Raw genomic sequence first — 21,507 nt, 5'->3', positions numbered from 1 at the left:
GATCAGTTCGCGTAGGCTTGCTCACGCGCAGGCCTACGATTTCCCTCCGCGTTGCCGGCAGTGCCTCGTTGGCCCCCCAGATGCAGCTCGCCCTGTTTCTTGACGATCATAAGGAGAGCTTCTGAACTCAGGAACGGATCGTTCTTCAGCATCTGGCGCATGATCAGGGTGCAGATTGAATACGCATCACCGGCCATGATCGGGACGCCGCGAACGTTTTTCCCCTTGCAGTTCACCGACAAGTACAGCTTGCCTGCCTGATTCTCGAGTGCGAACCACTTCTCGTTGTTGGCGCCGTGCCCCTTACCTTCAAACAGGGGTAACCACTGCATCATCGTGGCGAGGACCAACGGAAGCTCCCGGCTCGATAGCTGAATCGATACCTTGTCCTTCCAGTCATATTGACGTTGACCTTTGGATTCCGCCGCCTCGATTCGGACGGTAGCCGTTCCTGATCGCGTGGTGTCCGCCGAGAAGCATGCCGCGGCCTTGCCACCGTAGATATGCTGACTCAGGTAGTCCTTCTCTTGCTGCTGCGGCACGTCTTCGCCTGGGGGCGCAGGGGAATCGTCTCGATCATCCGGCTGCCGCTGGCCGCGGGTCGCCTCGGGGGGCTGTTGGCGCTGTTGTGGCGGCGGGGGAGGACGATTTTGGCCGCTTTGATTGCTGCTGGGTCTAGACGATTGCTGCGTTTGCTGGCGTCGATCTGGTGCGGGCGCGGACGCGCTCCCATCTTGGGCGGCGGGCGTTCGAGGTCCGTGTCGCTGCTGGCGCTCGTGCGCTTGCCCATTTCCCTGACGCTGATTTGGGGATTGTTGCGGCCGGCTCGTGCCGTTGCTTTCCTCCGCCTCCTGCTGAAGAAATTTCGCCATCGTGAGGCGGACGTATCTCGAATCGTCCCCGTCCTCGCCAGCCTCATCCCATTGCTTAAGACGACGGGCGAACTGGGGCCCCTCCCGTTTCCCAATCTCCACAAGTACCTTGAGTGACGGAATCATCATGTTCCGTCTCTGGAGACGCTCTTTCAGGGTGGGCGTGACCGTAAAGAAGATTCCCCGGAGGTAGTGCAGGGCACGTTCATTGTCACGATCGCATTCCGGCACCGCCTTCGTGATGTAGTCGCCTTCGAGATCGTAGACGCCCATCAGCGTATTGCGGTCGGGTGGAGGGATCTTCAACCTGCGAAGATCAGCGGCAAACGCCTCGGTGTTCAGGGACATCCCAGTCTCCATCGTCGGATTTGCAAGAAACGCTAGAATTGAGAGGGCATGCTGGCGTTGCCAGCGGTGCTAGCATTTTGATTGATGGTAGCAAACTGCCAGTATCTTATCAATACGTGTTATGGACGCGATCGACATGACGGACGACAAACCGAACAAGGTGCCGGGTGGATTCCGGTTCAAGCAGAGTACGCTGGCGGATCTGCTGAAACTCGCTGCCTTAGAGACGGTAGCGCGAGGGGAGAAGGTTCACCAACAGACGTTGGTCGAGGAGGCCGTTGATCTCTACGTTCGGAGGCTCAAGGAGAAGCACGGGTTGGAGCGAGGGGAGAGCCGCTGAGGCTGGTTTGTTCTCCCCGAGGCTGGGTTTACCAGATCTCCACGTCCAGAGCTGCGTTAAGCTCTTTCTCAAAGTCGATCAGTTCCTCATGCAGAAGAAAGTCTTGACGTTGTAGAAGCCCAAGGGAGCCCATCACGATAGGGGTCCCCATTTCCATTGCTTCAGCGATTAGACGCACTTCTTTCAAATCGCCGAGGCCTGGCGTGGTCACGCGATTTTTCCATGACAGTAGTTTGCGATAGCTGACATCGACCTTTGTACATGCTTCAGCCAAAGTCTTTGACCAGGTCGCTGCAACGAATTCTTCGACAATGAATTCAGGCGAGCCGAATATGTTTGCTTGAACGACCGAGCGAAGGTAACTGGCTGCCTCGTTCGCTTTCCCTTCTATCTGTGATTTGTCTACTACGAATACGCTGGATGACGATATGAGCCGGTAGTCATGCCATTTGAAAACATCGGCGAGCAGAAAAACACGGAACCCCGAGCAATCAAGAAATTTCGAGATTGCGTTGATTCGCTTCCGAGTCAGGATTTCGTACAGATCATGAGGTTTCTCACGCGTTGGCTCCCCAAAGCAACTCATGAGGAGGTCTGCACTAAGTTCGCACGCAGAAGCCGCGACTTCGAATTCGATGTCGAGCGTCTGAGACTGATCGATTATTGCCTGATACAGGCGAAGTCCTGTTTGCACTGGCAATACCTTTACCCCGAAATCACGATCGAATCGACCGACTTGGCTATCATTTCCCCGCGGCCTTCCACCCATTCCCCAGTCAGCCCAAGCTCGTTGATCATTTTCTTATCAAGCGAAGACATTAAACTCCGTGTTCCAAGACCGGAGATTCTGGTCCAAGCATAAGCCGCAGACACGAATATTATTTTACAAAGCAGACTGCCGTGCATTGATTTTGAATAATACAGGATAGCCTCGCATATGCTCTTCGGAAATCGCCAGCGGGCAAGCAACTCGGCCGAAACCTCATTATGGGTAAATCCTAACACCTCGCGTTCCACCTCAAGTCGGCTCGCCAGATCCAACGGGCTTACAGATTCTCCGATAATCTGCGCCTCGTCGGGCATTTGAAGATGTATGAGAAGCACGCCCAAACCCAGCATCAAACCGGCGGTGAAGGCTTCCTCCACATCGACCGTCCCGTTGAGCCTTGCTAGTTCAAGGGCCATGTACGCGCTTGTAAGGCCGTGGCGCCAATATTGGCCCATTTCCATGCCTTTCACGCGGGGGAAGGCGGCCATGACACCTGTAGTGATAACAGTGGTACGGAGCGTGTGGAGCCCCACAATCTTGATGGCCCGCTCGACGCTCGAGATACGACCCCGTTCCCCATAGAAGCTGGAATTTGCCACCCTGATGACCTTCGCCGACAGGGCCTGATCTTGACGAACCTTTTCGATCACATCCGTGAGTTCGACATTGTCATCTCGGGTCATCTCCACGAGCTCAAGCACCACCTGAGGAATGGTGGGCAGTTTGACAATTTGTTCAAAGACCTTGTCCAAGGCGTTCATATCACGGCTCCAGGTAATGCTCCGGCGATCCAACCCTGCCGGCAAAGCGACGGCGAGTGCGTTAGACGTGATTTTATCTCTACGCGTTAAGATCGGGCCGACAGCGCGGCAACTGCCCGTTGCATCTCCCCAAATCCGAGGTGATCGGTGCTGCGCTCGAACGGCGAGATGAACTCCCCGACGTTCTTGAGAATCGAGCTGAAGGAGAAATGCTCGGCCCAGTCGGTGAACACGATATGGTCCACAGGCTCGCGCGAGACGACAATCTCGGACTCGGTGAGTTTGGGCGCCGCAGCCAGATCCATCAGCTTCATGTTGCGGGCAAAAATCGCGCGGCCTTCAACGGATGCCAGCGAGTTGAGCGTCTTTTTCTTGAGATCAACTTTGCCAGCCTCTGCGTGTGCGTAGAATGCTTCCATTGAACCACCGAATTGCGCAAAGACCTTCAAGGCAGTGGTGATGCCGATTCGCGGTACGCCAGCGATTGTGTCAGACGTATCACCCGCAAGCGCCTTAGCCTCTATATAGGCGCGAGGGTCGCTGGTTCCTACGTGCGCTTCCATATCGCTCGCAGTGGCGATGAACTTGTCTGTCTTCGGATCAAGCCAGCTCAGCCCCTCCTGATAGCCTTGCAGCCACTCTGTGTCGCTGGTCACAAACAAAACTTTGTGACCCATCGAAATCAGGATCAGGGCGAGTTGGTACCCGACGTCATCGGCTTCGGCGCACGGCGCCACGATCTGGGTCAAGCCCAGTTTCTCGGCCATGATGCGCAAGTATGGCTGCTGTTTTTCGTACGCGGCACGAGCGGCACGGGACGACTCGCTCTTTAGACGGTTGCTCTTATAGTCAGCGCAAAGGTCGAATCGCCACTGCGCCCGGCCATCCCAAAGGACGATGGGAAAGAAATCTGGATATTCTCGGATGCGCCTCGAGATCGACCGCAGAGTTCCGCTAATGGCTTGGACCTGCATCCCTTGTGAGGTCAGAGTGTGGCTGTACTGATTCGCGTATCCGACAGAGTTACCGTCGATCAGCATGAAATGAAGGGGTATCATTTGCCCTCCACACCGAGCTTCTGGTTGAGCAACAGACGTACGGCCTCGATTCGTTGCGTGCAGATTGCATAGTTGGCGACAGCCGAATCGACCATTGGAACCAAGGCGTCAATGTCCGGTTCCTGCTGTGACCGCATGGTTTCGGCCGTTTGCTTCAGTTTTGCGTATGCTTCCTTGAACGATGTGGCTTCGGGAGTTCCGGAGTGGGTGGTTGGAGTAGTCATCGGAATCTAGTTTTTCAAGGGTTGGTGACATCTGAGACGATCGAAACCGCGATCCGTCCGTCCGAAAATTCGAGCTCAAGATCAGATAGCGATCTTGCTTGTTCCATACGGCTGACCGCCTTGCCAGCATGGCGTGTGATGACGAAACCGCGCTCAAGTGTTCGCTTTGGCCCCATACCGATCACGGTAGCGAAGGCATTCTGTGCCTCGCGTTTCGCGGTATCGAGTAGGTGATTCGCGGACATGCAGATAGTCTCGAGCGACGATGAGATCCGCTGCTCCGCATGCACAAGCGATGCCTTTGCCGTGGCGGTGACCATCTCGATGTGCGACAGCGACCGAACTTCGGCCAGCTCAAGCCACTTCTGCCCGCCGACCTTGACAGCCTGGATCTGTGCTTCGGTCGCTTCTTGGGCGACCGCAACAGAACGCATGGCAAAGGCTGTGATGAACTGCCAGTCGCGCATGGCGGCCTGCGCATTATTGAAAATGATCGAAGTGATGTAGGCGATGAGCTTCGATGGCGTATGCGCCGAATAGCACGCGACTTCGTCGAGTATCACCGAGTCACGCTCGTGTCCGATGCCAACCATCACAGGCAAAGGCGTACGGCAGATTGCGTTCGCGATGGCGAAATCGTTGAGATGAGCGAGATCGGCGGCCGACCCACCGCCCCGAATAATGACCAAGGCGTCGTAGTGTCGCCCTTGGGCTGCGTCTCTGTTACGGATAAGGGCCGCCCGCATTGCAGACACGATCTCGTCGGGAGCGCCCTTTCCTTGAAAGCGGGCGTGGAAGTACTCAAAAGAGCAAAGTCCCGCATCCTCGAGGATGTCCGCTTGCGACTTGAAATCCCCGAGCCCCGCAGCGTCTTGCGGCGATATCACGGCGATCCGAGCGAACTCGCCCGGCACATTGCGATTTCGGTTCCAGTCGATCACGCCAGAGGCAGCCAGATCAGCCCTGATCTTAGCGAGTTTGCGCTGCATGTCACCAACCGTGAAGGACGGCTCAATATCCTTGACGATCACCGCGAGGCCAAACTGGATGTGGAACGTGGGAGCGACGCGCAGCAGCACCTTCATTCCGGCCTCGAGCTTTGACCCGGTCTCCGCCTCGAACTTGCCGAGGACCGCCTGCTTTGCTCCTGCCCACATGTTCGCACGCACCTTCGCGATCTCCTGACCCGCGTCATCGTGCTCGACGAGATCAAGGTAGACATGTCCCGCTCCGCGTGACGAGGAAAGCGAAGATATTTCGGCAACGACCCATGCCTCATCGGCGTGCTGTTGGATCACGGTGCTGATTTTCTTCAGGAAAAACGAGAGGGATTCGCCTCGCTGTTCTTCGTTCGTGTCGGGGGTCTGGTTCATGCAACTATTATACTGTCGGCGTATGTGTATGTGTTACGTTATCGGTTGTTTCACTTCGGCTGAGATGCATCCCGTTTCATCAGGCCATCGCAAAGGCCTTCATCTCAGGAGTGTCACATCATGGATATGTCCGAAATCAAGCATCTGAGTTCGAAGTTGCCCGGCTGTTACCAGCTGCCCGGGAATCCCGAACGCGACGTGTATATCGTTCCGCTCAGTGGTGGCGCGGATAGCTCTGCTCTGGCGATCATGTTGCGAGCGATGTTTCCGCATGTGTCTTTCGTGTATGTCTTCACCGATACCGGTGCTGAAGAGCCGGAGATCTATACGACACTCGATAAGCTTGAGGAGTTTCTTCAGCAAAAGATCGAGCGGGTTTTCAACGGTAAAGGCCTATACGAACTGATTGAGGAGTGGGGCGGATTTCTCCCATCACCTCGCGATCGTTGGTGCACCTCGGCTTTTAAAGCACGACCGTTCGCTGATTGGGTCAAGAGGTATGCAGGCCAGCAGAAATACATGTTTGTTGGCATCCGTGCTGATGAGCAGAGGCTCGCCTTCACTATGGATGAGGTTTCGACTGAAATGCCATATGTAGACCTTGGCGTGCGGCGCGAAGATGTTTTCAACGTCCTTCAATCGACCATCGGAATCCCGAAGTTCTATGCTCGACGTGTGCGCAGCGGGTGCAGTTGTTGCCCGTTTCAACGTCGTTCGGAACTCGCTGGCCTCCTTCAGGAGAAGCCGATCGAGTTCAGACGCGCGATGAGTTACGAGAAGCTCTCTCAGGAGGACGTGTCCAGGCAACCCGTCGCTGTCTCCTTTTCCGAGGAGAGCGGAGTCGCGGGTAACTGGATGAGTCTTCCGTTGCCATCGGGAGATTCGCTGGCAGGGCGGGCGGGGCGCAAGGACAGTCTGTCGTTGTTCCCCGAAAAAGGCATCTTCGTCGGTGCCGAATTTTTTGTCGACAGCGGGCTCGTTGGTGACGAGTTCATCTGGCATCGTCGCGTCGTCTCGTATTCTTCGTCGCTAGCGGGCATCAAGCGCCAGCTTCAGGAGAGATACAAGCATTTGCTGTCGACATACGAGGCGGTTGACTTCAGCAGCGCCGACGAGGTTAGGGCAAAGGCTCGTTTTGCCGTCTACTACATCCAGGCACCGGGCGATGTCTTCGACCCCGATGGACCCTCGGGAGAAGGGACCTATACCTGGCATGCAGGCGAATCCATGCGACAGATGGAGCACATCATGAGCTGGGCGACCCGTATCCTGCACGCGGAAGGAATGCGGCAGGAAGCGGACCAGTATGCTGGCGCTCGGGAAACGTCATGGGCCTATGAGCAACATCTCGGTGCGGTTGCGGCCCTCCGCAAGGTGAGGGGCGAGACCGGCCAGGTGGTGAACTCGATGTGGTTTGTGCCGAACGAGCCGCAGGCTGTTGACGAGTCTGACCTCGACGAACGGTACATTGCCTGTCCGATGTGCCAGCTTTAAGCAACCATCCACCCGACCCCGTGGCGCGTAGCGCTCCGGGGTCTTTTTTCGTCATCGCTGTGTTTCATTCCCATTGCACGAGGCAAATGCAAGGGCCTTGTTTTTTCTCAACGACATAAACAGGAGCAGGTATGCAAATGTTAGTGCAAGAACGGGTTACTGATTCGGACATGGCGAGCGCTCCGTCCACACTGTTCGTGGTGCGAGAAGTGGAAATCGCTCGCATGGCGCCAAATCGATCACGGATTGCTGGCATCAGACTCCCTGGCGCGATCGTATCGATCGACTATCACTTTAGCTGGAAGTCCTGGACGTTGAGGACCGAACCATTCGAACAACGTGCTACGGATTACGTGCGTTACACGCTACCGCAGGCGGTTGCGGCATTCGAGAAACTGGTCGGTTTGCATCTACCCGACATTCGCGTCATCGAGTATGGGGTTGGGCTATATTCTGCGGCTAGCTCGACGATTTCTGAAAATCCGTGGGCATTGCGTGACGGTGGGACGTACGAGGTCAGGCACCCCTCGAATGGATGCAAGCGATACAGCGCAAAGATCCGACACGATCGCTGTATGGTCGTGCCGCTTGCCCGGAATGGAGAACCGATCACGGATGCGGAGTTCGACCCGCGGTTGTGGACCATCGAGGAGTGGAAATCACTTCGGGAATGTCCGGCTGCCGCGCAGGCACAAACGGGTCTCAGCGTAGGTCCGCTCGGTCTTGATACTACGGCGGCGAACTGACCCATCAGTCAAAATCACTCAGCTGGACCCTCTGTAACCATGCCCGCCAGATCTTCCTTCGTGAACCTGGCGGGCTTTTTGTTTTTTTGTTTTGCCCGAGAGCGACATTGCATATCCATGTGAACCATCACGGAGAACGAGGCGAACGCAAGCGCCTTCCTTTTCCAACGACGCAAGGAGATATGCATCATGATCAAGTTTAAAAGCACCCTTACCGACGCGGCTGGCTTTTCGGGCAGCTACCGTGGCGAGATCGTGCGAGGTGAGGTGAAGACTTCGGGCGTGCTGTGGGACGCCGGTCGCGATGGAGATGCTCACACCGAAGTCTACGATCTCGAGTTCGAGGATGGCCGCAAGTTCAGCATGGCTGGCGACGCATACCGACGGCTGGACGAGCATGGACTCATCCCCAAGTTTGAACTCTTGGCTGCGCTCAACCCACGTTCGGCCGAGGAGGTTGTGTCCATCGTCGAGGAATCGGATACCGTGTTTCGCGGTCTGGTTACGACGGGTGATGCCACGCTGTCGTGCACCGTCTACTCGGTCAGCGATGACCCAGATGACATGCTGTCGGACGCTCAGGAGTGCGGTGACTGGGAGCTGAACGAAGGAAACCCCATTTCGGAGGTGTATTTCGGCGGTGGCGCGGACGAGGACGTGGAAGAGTTGACGATGTCGGAGTTCGTCGACGAGTTGCTGGAGCGCGCAGTAGCTACCGCGAAAAGCCAGGCGATGACGAAGGCTTTGTCTCTCGCCCAGCAAATCGCCCGGTTTTCAAAATGGGGGGAAATCGTTGACGGAAAGCAGTTCCCGGAAAATCGGAACTCCGACGATCTCGAAGACTCCCACCAGACGCTCATGCGGCTGATCGACGAAGCTCGCTCGATCACCAACATCCCGATGTGACGCGATCCAACTAACCACAGCCCATCAGACATCCGTCTGGTGGGCTTTTTTATTTCTCCCCTTGTGCGGTACTGCTGGTTGGCAAGCGACTGGAAGACGAACCGTGCGCCGTGCGACTTGTGTATCAACTGGCGTTGCTCATATCCGATCGCTAGTCAACACTCAAACACGGAGTTATCCCATGAGCAATCAGGAACATCAGAATCTGTCGCAGCGTCGTTCGTTTGTGTTACAGGTGCGGATTTGTACGGAAAGCGCTGTCTCGCCGGACAGCATTGGCGCGGCGGTTCAAACCCTGCTCGACGTGGGCATTGCTGACGCCCATTCGACGCTGGAGGACAAAGAGGGGGGTGACCAGGATGCGGCGCGGTTGGCCACCGACCTCGAATTCGGCCCGATAGAAGTCTGTAGTGCTGTGAAGCCGCGGGGCGCTCTCCCGGCGGACATTGGTTTGTCCGACCAGGAGGTTGTCGACGGTGCAGAACGCATGGCGCGTGTGCTGTTGAAGGCTTGGGGTTTCAAATTCTCCGGCGAGTCTGTTCGGAGTAGCAAGAACCCTCGTTGCTCGTCGGCTTGGAGCGTCGTTTCCGCGATGTTGGAGGAGTTCAACGGCACGGACCTCGTTAGCGCAGTTGATGCTTGTGAGCCCGCGAAGACCCCGGCGAAGGACCTCGACGCCAAACGCGAGGTTGCACAGTCGCAGTTTGAGGCGTACGACTTCGGCACTGGGGTCATGGTGCATGGTCACGATCTGTGGGAAACGGGCGATGCACGGGATTTCACCAAGATTGCCTATCTCGAGTATCCCGAGGACGAGCCGGACGTTGATTCGCATAAGGCAACGTTCCACGTGCGCTTCGACGATCAAGGCAACTTCTCGGAGGCATATGCTCTAGAGGTCGCGTCAGGCAACATGATCGGTGTTCGGATCGCGCATCCCTGAAATCGAAACGGGCGCCGCTCGCCCGGTCGCCTTACTGAAGACCAAAGAACCTGGCCCCGCGTATCGACAGATACCGGGGCTTTTTCTTTCGTTGCGTATGTCCGGTTGAGATTCATACCGACAGGCAAGACCAACTCAACCTATGGAGAAATCGCACATGAACATCAAGGCATCTATCGCGCTTTACAAGGGAATCACGGCTGCCGGCTTCCGATTGTCCAAGGATCAGTCGATGGAAACGCGAAACGGGATCTGCTGGAGCACGATCCTTGTTCTCGGCAAAACGCAAATCTTCGAAGCGAGCAATGAGGGGCGTGGCGGTGCGGACCAGATCCGCGTCTTGCTGGCCGGAGACACCTTGGATCAACGTGTGGTTGCGATGCGGCCGTTCGTCGACAAGCTCTATGCTGTGCCCGAGGTCGCGACCTTTATTCGAACGCGAGTCACCGAGCATCTCGAGTTTTCGCGCCAATGCAAGAGCCCGAATGATATCGGCAGGGACTTCGCAGCAGAAATTGAGGCTGCGAAGGTCGGACCGCTACCGCGAGACGAGGAGACGATAGCAAGCGTCGCTGGTGCGATCGCCGACGCAAAGAAGACCGTTTCGGTCCTGAAACGCGCGGCGCGGGGCAAGATCTGCTGGCTGGAGAAGCAAACCACGCCGGGCGCACAGGATGATGGCTACATCTCGGTGAAGGCTGAAGACAACCCGGCCAATCGGGCTGCCGTCATGAAATTGCACGGCGAAAAGATCGACGTTTTTATAAATGACCTGATCGCTGGACTGTAAATGGCTGTACCTGCAACCCCCGGGTCTCCCGGGGGTTTCGCTTTTCCTGTGCGACATAACCTTTCGCTCGTTCAACCACCCAAGGAGAGGTATATGAAAGTCGCAATCATCATCGAAGGCGGCGCGATCCGTGAAGTTTTGTCGGACATGCAAGGCGCGGAGATCCTCGTCGTCGACCGTGATACAGACGGCTGCGGCAACGAAAACGTCCTCTGTGCAATCGACGGCGGGCCGGCTGCCGTGGACGCCATGCATCAAGCGTTGCCGTGCTCGCAACCCACGCGCGTGCATGGAATCTTTGCTGCCGCGAAAAGCAAGCTCAGCAAGCTGGAGTCTGATAATGCCCGCGAGATCTTGAAGGCGATCTACCCGCCAGCCGCGGGCGAGACGTTCTCGGACGTTGTCGATCGCAAGGGTTGGGGAAATGACACGGAACTGGATGTCCTGAAGGACTTCGTCAGCGAAATGGGCTTGGACGACCAGTTGGTCGACTACGCCAAGACGCGCTAACCAACCAGGAGACTACCGATGCCGGATTCGCATGCAAAAACCACGTCCGTCAAGGTTCGAGATTTGACCGGGCAGACCCTCGATTGGGCGGTAGCTAAGTGCGAAGGTTTGCCGATTACTCACGACCCGATGGGTTTCAAGAGCGGATCGGAAGCCGGGTACTGGATATGGGACAACGCGCCAAAAGGCATGATGGCCAAGATCGGGAGAAACTACACGCCTTCAAACAGTTGGGCACAAGGCGGGCCAATCCTCGATCGCGAGCGTCCGCACCTTTGTCCGATCTTGCTTGATGGGCTTCCTGCGTACGAAGCATGGCCAGACGGTAAGCGCGACGGCCGGCAGTACGGCGAAACCGCACTCATCGCCGCGATGCGTAGTTACGTCGCGAGCAAGCTTGGCGAAGATGTCGATGTGCCTGCCGAACTGGTGAACGACGCGGCCATGGAGCAGCTTCGACGCAACCTATCTGCCTGCCAGTAGCCATCAACCACCCACGCCCGCAGTGCGCCTTTCCGAAGGTGCCTCGCGGGCGTTTTTCATTGGCCTAGCCGGTTTGCCTTCTCATTGTTCGACGAAGCCCTCCTACCTCCAACCGTGTTGCAGAGTCGTGTTTTGCATATCGGACTGCCTACCCAACCCGATAAGGATACTTGACATGAACACGAAAACAGCTCTGAAGGAATATAAGTGGACGAAAGAAGACTCGGCAGTAGCGGACGCTGGAGGCTGGGGACTGTTTGAATCGCTGGGCAACAGTCTGGAACTCCAGTTGCAACGTTGTGATGAAGCTGCTGTTTTTGAGAACGACGAAGCGGTCGCAACGCATGTGCAGACGATGGCCGACCGAGGCGATCCGGTAGCGATCCGCGCGATCCAAGCGCTTGTGGCAGCCGGTAGTTCGGATGTGGTCCGGTTCGGGTTGAAGGTGCCGGACGGGGAAAAATGCATCAAGTCGGTTTTTCAGCCTCAAGCGCAGGAGCAGCCTGTTGAGAAGCCCATGATGCTGACGCCATCCGGCCGATTCATCACGGATGATCGCGGGCGCAAGATTGCCGAGATGTTCCAGCCGGGAGATTCTCCGGCGGAACAGGAGGCAATCAAGCGCCGCTTGGTCGGATCGTTCAATGCGTTGCCTTCGATCGTTGGCGTGCTGATCAGGGCCGACAAGGAGGGCACGTTGACCCGAGCTCTATACAACGAAGGTATCACTGACGCGTACGACGAAGCACTCGGGCAAGCGGTGCAGGCGCTCGGCGCGGAAGGTATAGCCATGGTGGCACATCGTTACGAGCTCGAACCGGAAGTCATACATGCGAAAGCGGCGGGTTCTGTCGCGCCGATCGCCACGGTATCGGAGCAAAGCCAAAAGCAGCAGCACGCGCCCGATGCTCACACTAGCGGCAGCACGACGGATCTGATGGCGCTCGACGATCATGTGCTGATTGGGGAACTCCGACGCCGGGGAATTGTGTTGTCGGCCTGGGGGCTTGCGGACGTTACATCCACAATCGAAAACGACGGCGCAACCGATGCCCTGACGGACGAGCAGTTCGCCCAGCTTGAAGAAAAGCTCTTCGAAAGCGCTGCTAAATCGCTGGAGGATCTGCTTACGAATCGTGGCAACCAGCATATCGCCGACACCTGGGAGATCAATCGCACCCAACTCATCGGAGAGGTGTGCGGATCGCAAGCATCGCCGACCGCGTAATAGACCAACGTAACACCGCCCGCCGTGCACTCCGCAATGAGTGCCGGTGGGCTTTTTTCTTCCGTGGCGCACGTGCCTGGTGCTGCTGCCGACTTTCCCCTCTCTACTTCTGGCGCTTACAGCCCTGCGTTCCGCATATCCGTCTGCTATTAACCCACCCAAAGGAGATTCACCATGAATCCGCAGGAAGAACGGAAAATGCAGGATGTGCAGATCAGCAAGCGCGGCTATACCGAACGTCTGAATCAACTGATCCTGTCTGCGTCCCACGCCGCTGTGGTATCGCTTCAAAACTTCAGGATTGGCGGACAGGTGCTTCGCAGCCGTCTAAATGTTGAAAACACCAGTAAGCTTCGATCGTCAGGCTTGTCGGCGGGCGCGCGATTCACTGCGCACTACGCTCCGGGCATCATCGAGGTCGTTAAGGATGACGCCGGAACAAACGTCATCTCGCCAAAGCGGTTCGTCAAGCGAGATGGCAGTATTGAGATCGGCGGCCGTATTGACTTGCGCTCTCAGCAAGTGTACGAGAACCTTGGCGGTGAGGAGAGCGCGCTCGCCCTATATCTACCGGGACGTGTTGTCTTTCTGCATTTGCCGAGCGTTGCACGAAACTGCGACCGTATTCAGCGATTGCTCGACGCCGTCCAGGCGGGACAGATCAAGACCGTAGGTTTGTACGCGGGGATAGGGACGCTGGAAGCGGCGCTTCACGAAGGCTTTGCCGACGCCGGGCTCGAGAGCACGACGATCTTCGCGAATGATTCATGGGACGAAGCGATCGATTGTCTACTCACCGACAATCCGGCCAGCACGCGCAAGACCAAATCCTTCGCGGGTGGAATCGAGCAGTTCATCGCGTCCGGCATACGTATCCCGGGAACGACGCTGCTGACGATAGGTTTGCCTTGCAAGGGGGCGTCACGCTTAAACCTGCAAACCCGTGACCTTCCAGAAATGCATCCCGTCGCCGGCCATCAGGTCTTGAACGCGGTCATGGCGATTCAGCAACTGGAATTTCCGCCGCTAGTGCTAGTCGAGAACGTGCTCGCATGGACTGACACAGTGTCCTACAGCATGTTATGCCGTGTGTTGAGCGAGCAGGGTTATCAGACCGCTTTGGTCGGGGATACCGACGAGCAAGGGAAGTACTGCGGTTTGAACTCCAACGACTTCGGTGACATCGAGCGACGCGTACGGATGGCGCTGTTGGCGTATCCCGCGGGTATCGATATCAGTTTTGATGGCATGCGAAAATCGGGTCCCTCCACCAGGACGGTTGGCGATATCCGTATGCCTGAAGAACTGATCGATCCGGCGGAGTATGAAAAAGGCGCTCATCTGTCATCCGAGCACAAGGCCGCAAACGGATGGCACATGCGCGTTGCAAACGACGCCGACAACCGCACGTCGTCCTTGTCAGCTGGATGCTGGAAACAGCGCATCGAAGACCCTCGGTTCAAGCATCCCGAAGATCCTTCGAAAACGCGGCTGCCGATGCCTGAAGAACACGCGAGGCTGAAGGGTCACGATCCGAGGCTGGTCAACTCGCTGGCGTCGAACACGCATGCGCACACGGCTCTGGGCAACGGAACGGCGAAGCACTGCTGGGTGGAATTTGCGCGTGTTCTTGGAGAAGAACTTCGGGCAAAAACCACGGATATGGTGAGCTATCTGCGCCGCATCCAGCAAGGGGTCACCGTTATGCTGCATTCTCAGGAACCGGATCTGTTTTCCGCGCTGGCGTAACAACGTTCGGTAGTTCCGCGCACGTAATCTATCAACCTGCAATCCATGACCCGCCGATCGAAAGACGGCGGGTTTTCTCTTTCCCGCGTGACTCTTATTTCGACGGGGCTCGCACCCCGAGTTTGGTGCCGATCCGAAGGGGCCGCGCCACCACGTTTTCTCCTTATGTTTTGGTGTTACGCATTACCTCACATAAGGCGGTCAGGCGCCGAAGCCCCAACTCAAAATCACACGGAGAAGTACATGGTCACTGCTATCCAAAACCACACTGCACAAGCTGTCGTTCGTGATCTCACCATCGTCGGGACATACCCGAGCGGCGAGGCCTATTCCAATACCGTACAAGCGGGCTCCTCTTTTGAGGCGATGATTCGAGTTCTGGCTGACCGGCGCTACGCTGATGACGGCGGCGACCTGGCGATCTCGCGTGTCCTTGATGCGCGCACAGGTTTGCCCGTCGACGGCGTTATGCTGTCTGCCGAGCACGATTTGTTGCCTGAGGCGGAAGCCATCGATCAAGTAATCGAGAAGGTGACTTCGCTCTTGCCGGCGTTGTCATTCGGAGCGTTTGGGGGCAAACACGCCCTCAGCAGCTTCGATGCCCTTCGCGCGTACGCGGAGTATTTTGGACTAGTGCTCTCCGAGGCACCTTTTGCTCTTGAAGGTCTGAGCCATGGTGCCGGTGTTTCGTCGGACGAAGATATGACCTTGGAGTTTGAAGACAGCCAGGGTGTTGTGCACGAATTTGAGCCCGCGCTGGCGCTTCTGGCTTTGGCCGAAGCTGTCCTGGAGCGCGGGATGTGCGCAGCGGCGTTGCAGGTAAAGACGCTCGCTACGGTGGCGCGCAGCTCGCTGAATCTGGCTGCCGTCGATGCACTTGGCGACTACTGATGACGCCACAGGAGATCCCCCTCGGGGATCTCTTTTTTTTTGTCAAAATGAATCAACCGGGGCACGCCCGGGAATCTGATGGTTCCGACCTACCAGTCCATCTCTACCGGTTCCATCTGTTTGACTCGGCCGACCAGATACGCGCCTTCTCCTTCTGCGTACGCTTCGATCAAGAGCCGTTGGGAATGAAACTCTGGAGAGTCATGCCACACTACTTTGTAGGTTGGGATCGTGCATCGCATCCTTCCCGTGAGGTCGGCTATCCAGAACGAGAAGCACGGCTCACCCTCGACGGTCGCGAGCTCGGGTTTTTCGCGGAGTACATAGATGCCGCGGAAATGAAGGCCCGATTGAAGTGTCGCGACGTGATCATGCTGGCCGCTCGCTGCAAAATCCCGCGCGTTGACTCGCTGCCTGCTCACTCTTTGTCCCGTGTTGTCGAAATCGCTTGGAATAGTCCTATACCGATCTTAATCGCACTGCGTTTGTGCGATCGCCATGATTCAGTCAATGGCTGGTCGACGGCATGCCCTTTGAAGCGCGCCCGAAATTGGCGCGTTAGGCTGCATTGTCATGTTCTTCCGCTGTCAAAAGCAAGTCGGTCGTCTGAGGAGCAAGGGTGAGAAGCATAAAAAAACCCCGGGCCGGAAATCGGCACGGGGCGGGGTAGTTAGAGTAGCTGGAATTGCGGAGATGCTTTCCGTTGCTGGCGTGAATCGGCGAGAACCATCTCAGGCGTAACGTCGGGACCGTACAGCAACATTGCCTTCAGGACGAACGCATGGCCCATGGGCCGAGAATCGTCCAGCAACACGTTCGCTAGGCTCAGTCCGATCGTTTGATGGTCGAACCCATCGAAGTCCCACAGAACAATCGTACGATCCCGGGCGAGCCTGACCAATTGATTGAATGCTTCGGTTTGTCGCACAGCGTCGCGATAGAGCGGGAAGTAGACCTTCAGCCGTGCTTCGATGTAGCCCAGCTTCGTCCCGTTCCACCAGCAAAAGACCGGTTTGGCGCCTTTACCTCGCGGGTATCGGTCCGCTCGCATCTTGCCCCAGCCCGCCTTCGCCCATGCCCAGTATGCTTCGTTCGGGTTCCCGTCGGCACCCAACTGATCGGCGTACACCTTGGCGTATTGCCAACCGTTTTCCACTGTCCGCGCGACATGGCCGTCGTACAGATCCGCGGGCCCAAGATAGAACGGCGAGAACGCTCGAGACCAGGAAGTTGCGGATCTGCTGGTGGTGTCTACGACAACCGCGTCAGGCGGTGTACTTCCTCGCTCACGAGGCCCTGTCACTACGATTTTCATATCAATCTCCAGTAAGTTGAACGTGCCCGATGAGATGTGTCACACGCGGGTGGATTTTCTTCATGGTCGGTGTGAGGCATCTCCACACCGTATTGGTCAACTACAGGAGAGATCCAGATGATGAGCAGCAAGGACCTGCTGGTAGGGTCAAATGGAAGCGTTCTGGTCGGGCGTTTGCGGAGGCCTGCCGGGCTGGAGTATTTCGCATACGCGAAAGGAAAGCAGTCGATTTTGATCCGCAAGGATGATGGGCAGATCTTCTCGATCGAGGTGTCGCACGGCAGCTCGCCGATCGAGGTCATTGCAAATCTGGCAGCATCGGAGGCTCCGCTCGAAGCCATTGAGAACATGCGCCGAGAAGGAGTGATCGAGGGAGCAGTGCAATACCTCGGCGAAGATTCTTTCGTCGGCGAATGGGCGCCGCTTGTTCAGACCGTGATTGAAAAGGCTGTCTCGGTTGGCGGGGCTAACAACGAGGTTCTGGTACTGGAGATCTGAAAGAATGCAACTCGAAACCCTTCAACAATTGATGTCCGATCTTGACCTCACGCCAACGACCCTCCAGCCACGTGACATGGTGCCGCTGTTCCCTGATGTAGCGTGTTTCGATGTCACCGTTGAAGTTACCAACAAGAACTTTGTTGTCGGCGATCTGATGAAGAGCGAACGGGTATCCTCAGCCAGTCATCTGCTCGAAGTTCCGAATGAGATCACCAACCGTGCAACGCCGGCCGCAAGCGCGGCCTGGAAAGTTAGACTCAAGACGGGCGTAACGCTGATCATGGTGGGGCGCGTTGAGCCTGCTGGATCGATGTTCAGTTCGCTGCATATCGCTATGGCGGTCCATGTCGTAGAGGACGAGTTGTTTGTCCCCTTCGTTGAGGACTTGGCGGTGGAACGTTGTCGTCGCAGTGCGCTCGGAAGCCTGCAAACGCAGATGGAGCACTACTGCAAGTCGGTGGCAGCACTTCTCGATGGCACGAAAGGAGAACGTGCGTCGTTCATCGTTCGAGAAATCGAAAAATCCTTCTCTAAGGAATTGAGCGCGACTCTGGTCGACCTCTAACATCCATCGACCCCGCGGCACATGAGCTGCGGGGTTTTTCTTTTTCTGTTCTCGCGTGCGGCATCTCCTGAGTGTCACGAATACCAACTTTAGGAGAATCAACATGCAACGTATCCACTGTAAGGCGATTGTGCTCAACGAAACGGAGTATTGGGCCGCGGATATTGTGCGTCGCGCTGGAGGTGCGATCTTTCGGACCTACCTGGTCGATGTGCAGAAGCGGGCGAGGCTTTGCGAGATGCGACCTTCCTATTCCCTTCATCCTCTTTACACGACCCCGCTTGTAGACGACGAAGGTGGGTCACTGGCGGCAGAACTCGCGACTCTAGAAGACTATGACGTGATCTATATGCACTGCGCGAACGTCGATCGGCTACCCGTAGGTGCCGTCTACGACTTTGGTGAGCAGGAAATTCCACCAACCGAAACTCGCGAATCGATGTTCCGCCTTTTCGAGCATCAAGCGCGAGGCAATGTGGTGATCGAGGTGCCGGAAGGAATGGCGCCACAACCTTCGGGGAAGTCCAAGATTCCCGTGCGTTCGACCCCCGCGCCCCTCGTACCCGAGAACTTCACCGCGCAAGCGGAGATGGCGATCGAGATCTAGCGTCGGTCCGACGCCAACTGTTGAGTCACCACCACCCGAGAGAGGCCTGCCTCCTCGGGTGTTTTTGCATCTGCGTGTGGCTCATCTCACCGGTACCAAGGCTTCGCAAGGGCCTTTTCTTCAACCGGGAGATCATCCATGCAAGTTTCAATCAATAACGACCAGCGCCTGTTTGTCATTCCCTCAAGTGGCGGCTATTCGTGCTTCGGCTTCGACAACTGCTACCGGGAGTCACTCGGGCTAGCGTTGGCCATGGGCCTCGATGAAAAGCGGCCGAATGAGGCTGAGATCGGGACACTCGCGCAGTATGAGCAGTATCGCGACCTCTTGAAGCTGGCGTCGCAGCATCCGGGCTTCAAGGCCGCCACGTGGTTCGACATCGAAACGCCGCTGGAGGTACGGGACGCGTTGGAGCGTGCGCGAACGAACGGGGCTCGCCTGCGGATCTTCTACGGAGACAAGGAGACGGGAAGAGACTGGCTGAGCGAGTACGATGTGATCGGTCGTATCGGTCGTTCGATGGGAACGCTGAAAGTCCCGTTGATGATCGCGAACTCCAGCAGCAGTGGTGGGCCGGCGATTCTCGACGCATGCATTGTCAGGATTATCGAAGCTGAGTCGAAAAGGGAGTGGTACCGTCACGTCCGGTATCAGACCCCCGAGTTCGAGCTCCTCCCCGAAGGACATCCGGAGATTGGAGATGACTACGCCGCGGCTGTGAAGGTGAATGGATCACTCCATGCCCGATTCAAGAAGCGTGCGTCGGCCGGACGATGGATAGCCTTTATGAAGGGCGAACGCATGAGCAAGTAACCGTGGTGACCCGTGCCTCTTCGGCACGGGCTTTTTCTTGCGTGCAGAAAAGACAAAGCCCGCGCAGGTGGCGGGCTTGTTTGCTGCTGATCGAGCGACGATGCTTACTTGGATCGACTGTTGAGTTGCTGTTGCCGCATCTTGTACTGACGAACCTGCTGTTCGTATCGGCTCAGTGAGGTCTGATCCGGCTTAGTTTCGTTGTTTCGCCAACGATGAATCGTCATCTTGGTAACACCGAGCGTAATCGCAAGGTCGTTGTCGTTGTCGACCTCGAGATCCTTTGCCCACTGGTTCAGCAGTTCGCTCATTGGAATGTCGAACCGCTTCTGGCGATCGACCGTCTCGGGATCTTCATCTCGCAGCTTGCGAGCCAGTTCCATAATGTCGTCCGGAACCGTCGCGGTGCGGCCGTAGATGTACGACGAGAGCCGTGGGAGACCGATCCCCAACGATGCGGCGAAGTCCTGATTGCGCATGCCGAGTTGCCCACAGATTTCGACCAGCTCTTGTTGCTCCGCGCTGAGGTCCTTCGTACTTGCGGCACCACTCCGCCGCGTACCGAGCGCGATTCTTCAGGGCAGCGTCGATCGCTGCGTCTTCCTCTGGCGTCGAAGGCGGCGCAGCCACACCGGACGCCATGAGGGGATCAAGGTCGAATACGCCGTGATTGTTCAATTTCTGTTCTCCGTTCAGATGCCTTTGGTAGGCCAGGGCCATTTTCGCAGCAGCGATTTGGGAATCTAACTGTTGATCCCGGTCTAGTTGCTCGCTGTCAACGAAGCTGGATTGCTCCAGCTCCTCACCACGATCGCGCATCTCTTCGATCGAATCGTGATTCACGGTAAGTGTGAGTGAATCTCTCACCACTTCCCGACTGACATTGTTCGCGATCGCATAGATCACCGCATAGACCGCGTCGGCCTCTCGTAGCTTTGCAAGCTGCGAGTCGAAGAACACGATCATTACCCGTTGGAGAACGTCTTCCGTATCCCGAAGATCGGCGCCATTCTTCAACGCTCGCACGCGGCAGATCTTGCGTACACGCTCGTCGGCGAACATGACCCTGGCGAGCTTATCAACGAAAGCCCGAGAGCGATTTTTGCCTGCCAAGTACTCGGCGCATAAGCGCTGTAACTCGGAGACTTCGCTCGCTTCCAAGTTCCCAATACCGCCCTCATTGTCGTCATCGACGAGATCGGCCGCCGCCTCGGCAGGAATGTATTCGTCTACTTCTTCAGTCAACATTGAACGGAGTCCGTTGTGATGCGGTATTTCTATGCAGCCGCCCGGTCCACCACCCGATCCAGACGAGGAAGAACAATGCGATGCACTTCGTCAACTGACCCGACAAGGTCAAGCATCAGGTGCATACCCGCGACCAGGATGTCCGACTTCAACTCCGGATAGCGTTGCATTGCGCTTTCCATGCGCTCCTTCACGAGAGAGACCGCTTCGTCGGCTGACTTTCCTTCAAGCTCGAGGGTGATGACCGGATTCTGGTCTTCGCCTACGCCGAGCGCGTCGAGGCCGAGATCGATGGGGCTGTACTCACGATTCATGTGACTGTTCCTTCCAGTGGCCGCATTCTGCCGAGCGGCTCGATAACGATTATACGTACGTTACAACACGTGTCAATAAAGCGAATCTGGCAGAATCGACTCTTAACGCGTATGTATGACTGTGGTGAGGAGGGGTGACACTGATCGACGCGTGTCTCCGCGGCAGGCCGTTTGTCCTTAGGCGGCTGCGACGCTAACGGCGAGCTCCATCTTCGGTATGACGCGGCGGATATCCATGATCGTCTTCGCCGAGCGGCTGACGATCGAGAGGCCTGCGACCAGTACCTCTGCTTGTGCTTCAGGAAAGTCTTGCATAGCCTTTCCCATGCAAACGATTGCCCGCGAACCTGTGCAAGTCGTGCCAAAACGCGGGCAAATCGGAATGCCCTCGTCGCTAATGCAACCCATCGATGCCATACCAATCTGGGTGGCTGAAATAGAAACCCCGAATTCTTGTTGCATGCTATTTCCTTGTTCCGAATCTGTTGTCGCTTGCTTTTTTTGGTCCCCGTGATGACGGCCTGTGCATCACTGTAAGAATTATAGTTACGCGTGTAACAAAAGGTCAACGAAAAAAGCCTTTAAAAACAAAGGATTAGCGAAGACAAAGATTGGTATACGTAAAACATGTTTACGTCTTTTGGTTTTCGTAAGGCACC

27 protein-coding genes are annotated in these 21,507 nt (G+C 56.6%); 16 read left to right on the top strand and 11 right to left on the bottom strand.

Annotation, left to right across the window (positions count from 1 at the left end; genetic code table 11):
* Positions 1-2 precede the first annotated feature (2 nt).
* Complete coding sequence (locus P9292_RS03225; protein ID WP_244797336.1) at positions 3-1,220, bottom strand: hypothetical protein; 1,218 nt, start codon at positions 1,218-1,220, stop codon at positions 3-5.
* A 121-nt stretch (positions 1,221-1,341) separates the two neighbouring features.
* Here P9292_RS03225 and P9292_RS03220 point away from each other — a divergent pair, with 121 nt between their 5' ends.
* Positions 1,342-1,560: a hypothetical protein gene (locus tag P9292_RS03220; protein ID WP_244797338.1), complete on the top strand. Its 219-nt coding sequence runs from the start codon at positions 1,342-1,344 to the stop codon at positions 1,558-1,560.
* A 28-nt stretch (positions 1,561-1,588) separates the two neighbouring features.
* Here the strand turns inward: P9292_RS03220 and P9292_RS03215 are convergent, their stop codons facing one another.
* The 5 genes from P9292_RS03215 to xseA form a co-directional block, all read right to left on the bottom strand.
* Entirely contained in the window at positions 1,589-2,254 is a 666-nt protein-coding gene (locus tag P9292_RS03215) for an XRE family transcriptional regulator (protein ID WP_244797339.1), read from the bottom strand.
* A gap of 11 nt (positions 2,255-2,265) precedes the next feature.
* Positions 2,266-3,090, bottom strand: a complete 825-nt coding sequence (locus P9292_RS03210; RefSeq protein WP_244797341.1) for an HDOD domain-containing protein — start codon at positions 3,088-3,090, stop codon at positions 2,266-2,268.
* Between the two features lie 86 nt (positions 3,091-3,176).
* Entirely contained in the window at positions 3,177-4,148 is a 972-nt protein-coding gene (locus P9292_RS03205; RefSeq protein ID WP_244797342.1) for a 5'-3' exonuclease H3TH domain-containing protein, read from the bottom strand.
* Positions 4,145-4,372 carry an exodeoxyribonuclease VII small subunit gene (gene xseB / locus P9292_RS03200; RefSeq protein WP_244797344.1) on the bottom strand — a complete coding sequence of 76 codons (228 nt, stop codon included), beginning with the start codon at positions 4,370-4,372 and terminating at the stop codon, positions 4,145-4,147. The genes P9292_RS03205 and xseB overlap by 4 nt, the downstream gene beginning before the upstream one ends.
* 14 nt (positions 4,373-4,386) lie before the next feature.
* Complete coding sequence (xseA, locus tag P9292_RS03195) at positions 4,387-5,745, bottom strand: exodeoxyribonuclease VII large subunit (RefSeq protein WP_244797345.1); 1,359 nt, start codon at positions 5,743-5,745, stop codon at positions 4,387-4,389.
* A 120-nt stretch (positions 5,746-5,865) separates the two neighbouring features.
* Between xseA and P9292_RS03190 the strand changes: the two genes are divergently transcribed.
* From P9292_RS03190 to P9292_RS03140, 11 genes are all read left to right on the top strand, one after another.
* Positions 5,866-7,239, top strand: coding sequence for a phosphoadenosine phosphosulfate reductase family protein (locus P9292_RS03190; protein ID WP_244797346.1), 1,374 nt, complete (start codon positions 5,866-5,868; stop codon positions 7,237-7,239).
* Positions 7,240-7,370: 131 nt separating this feature from the next.
* Positions 7,371-7,985, top strand: a complete 615-nt coding sequence (locus P9292_RS03185; RefSeq protein WP_309958021.1) for a hypothetical protein — start codon at positions 7,371-7,373, stop codon at positions 7,983-7,985.
* Positions 7,986-8,174: 189 nt separating this feature from the next.
* A complete protein-coding gene (locus P9292_RS03180) occupies positions 8,175-8,891 on the top strand; it encodes a hypothetical protein (protein ID WP_244797348.1) in 717 nt (238 codons plus the stop codon).
* A 181-nt stretch (positions 8,892-9,072) separates the two neighbouring features.
* Positions 9,073-9,834 carry a hypothetical protein gene (locus P9292_RS03175; RefSeq protein ID WP_244797349.1) on the top strand — a complete coding sequence of 254 codons (762 nt, stop codon included), beginning with the start codon at positions 9,073-9,075 and terminating at the stop codon, positions 9,832-9,834.
* A 157-nt stretch (positions 9,835-9,991) separates the two neighbouring features.
* On the top strand, positions 9,992-10,624 hold the full coding sequence (locus P9292_RS03170; protein ID WP_244797350.1) for a hypothetical protein: 633 nt from the start codon (positions 9,992-9,994) through the stop codon (positions 10,622-10,624).
* Between the two features lie 93 nt (positions 10,625-10,717).
* Entirely contained in the window at positions 10,718-11,134 is a 417-nt protein-coding gene (locus tag P9292_RS03165) for a hypothetical protein (RefSeq protein WP_244797351.1), read from the top strand.
* 18 nt (positions 11,135-11,152) lie between these two features.
* Entirely contained in the window at positions 11,153-11,617 is a 465-nt protein-coding gene (locus P9292_RS03160; protein ID WP_244797352.1) for a phage protein NinX family protein, read from the top strand.
* A 175-nt stretch (positions 11,618-11,792) separates the two neighbouring features.
* The gene (locus tag P9292_RS03155) at positions 11,793-12,845 is read left to right on the top strand and encodes a hypothetical protein (RefSeq protein ID WP_244797353.1); all 1,053 of its coding nucleotides are present in this window, start codon (positions 11,793-11,795) and stop codon (positions 12,843-12,845) included.
* A gap of 174 nt (positions 12,846-13,019) precedes the next feature.
* Entirely contained in the window at positions 13,020-14,594 is a 1,575-nt protein-coding gene (locus P9292_RS03150; RefSeq protein ID WP_244797354.1) for a DNA cytosine methyltransferase, read from the top strand.
* 243 nt (positions 14,595-14,837) lie between these two features.
* Positions 14,838-15,485: a hypothetical protein gene (locus P9292_RS03145; protein ID WP_244797355.1), complete on the top strand. Its 648-nt coding sequence runs from the start codon at positions 14,838-14,840 to the stop codon at positions 15,483-15,485.
* Positions 15,485-16,108, top strand: a complete 624-nt coding sequence (locus P9292_RS03140) for a hypothetical protein (RefSeq protein WP_244797356.1) — start codon at positions 15,485-15,487, stop codon at positions 16,106-16,108. The genes P9292_RS03145 and P9292_RS03140 overlap by 1 nt, the downstream gene beginning before the upstream one ends.
* Positions 16,109-16,155: 47 nt before the next feature.
* Here P9292_RS03140 and P9292_RS03135 read toward each other — a convergent pair whose 3' ends face one another.
* On the bottom strand, positions 16,156-16,800 hold the full coding sequence (locus P9292_RS03135) for a DUF6939 family protein (protein WP_244797357.1): 645 nt from the start codon (positions 16,798-16,800) through the stop codon (positions 16,156-16,158).
* A 117-nt stretch (positions 16,801-16,917) separates the two neighbouring features.
* Here P9292_RS03135 and P9292_RS03130 point away from each other — a divergent pair, with 117 nt between their 5' ends.
* The 4 genes from P9292_RS03130 to P9292_RS03115 all read left to right on the top strand — a co-directional run bounded on the left by P9292_RS03130 (position 16,918) and on the right by P9292_RS03115 (position 19,286).
* A complete protein-coding gene (locus P9292_RS03130; RefSeq protein WP_244797358.1) occupies positions 16,918-17,298 on the top strand; it encodes a hypothetical protein in 381 nt (126 codons plus the stop codon).
* A 4-nt stretch (positions 17,299-17,302) separates the two neighbouring features.
* On the top strand, positions 17,303-17,866 hold the full coding sequence (locus P9292_RS03125; RefSeq protein WP_244797359.1) for a hypothetical protein: 564 nt from the start codon (positions 17,303-17,305) through the stop codon (positions 17,864-17,866).
* Positions 17,867-17,969: 103 nt separating this feature from the next.
* Complete coding sequence (locus P9292_RS03120) at positions 17,970-18,473, top strand: hypothetical protein (protein ID WP_244797360.1); 504 nt, start codon at positions 17,970-17,972, stop codon at positions 18,471-18,473.
* Positions 18,474-18,611: 138 nt separating this feature from the next.
* Positions 18,612-19,286, top strand: a complete 675-nt coding sequence (locus P9292_RS03115; RefSeq protein ID WP_244797361.1) for a hypothetical protein — start codon at positions 18,612-18,614, stop codon at positions 19,284-19,286.
* Positions 19,287-19,390: 104 nt separating this feature from the next.
* Here P9292_RS03115 and P9292_RS03110 read toward each other — a convergent pair whose 3' ends face one another.
* From P9292_RS03110 to P9292_RS03095, 4 genes are all read right to left on the bottom strand, one after another.
* Entirely contained in the window at positions 19,391-19,669 is a 279-nt protein-coding gene (locus tag P9292_RS03110) for a hypothetical protein (RefSeq protein ID WP_309958015.1), read from the bottom strand.
* Positions 19,641-20,534, bottom strand: coding sequence for a hypothetical protein (locus P9292_RS03105; RefSeq protein ID WP_309958013.1), 894 nt, complete (start codon positions 20,532-20,534; stop codon positions 19,641-19,643). The genes P9292_RS03110 and P9292_RS03105 overlap by 29 nt, the downstream gene beginning before the upstream one ends.
* 29 nt (positions 20,535-20,563) lie before the next feature.
* On the bottom strand, positions 20,564-20,848 hold the full coding sequence (locus P9292_RS03100) for a hypothetical protein (protein WP_244797363.1): 285 nt from the start codon (positions 20,846-20,848) through the stop codon (positions 20,564-20,566).
* 177 nt (positions 20,849-21,025) lie between these two features.
* Positions 21,026-21,310 (bottom strand): hypothetical protein, encoded by a 285-nt coding sequence (locus P9292_RS03095; protein ID WP_244797364.1) that lies wholly within the window; start codon positions 21,308-21,310, stop codon positions 21,026-21,028.
* Positions 21,311-21,507: the final 197 nt, after the last annotated feature.

Origin of the sequence: Caballeronia sp. LZ001 (assembly GCF_031450875.1) — a bacterium.
In the GTDB taxonomy this organism is placed as follows: domain Bacteria; phylum Pseudomonadota; class Gammaproteobacteria; order Burkholderiales; family Burkholderiaceae; genus Caballeronia.
This window is presented reverse-complemented; position numbering and strand designations above follow the sequence as displayed.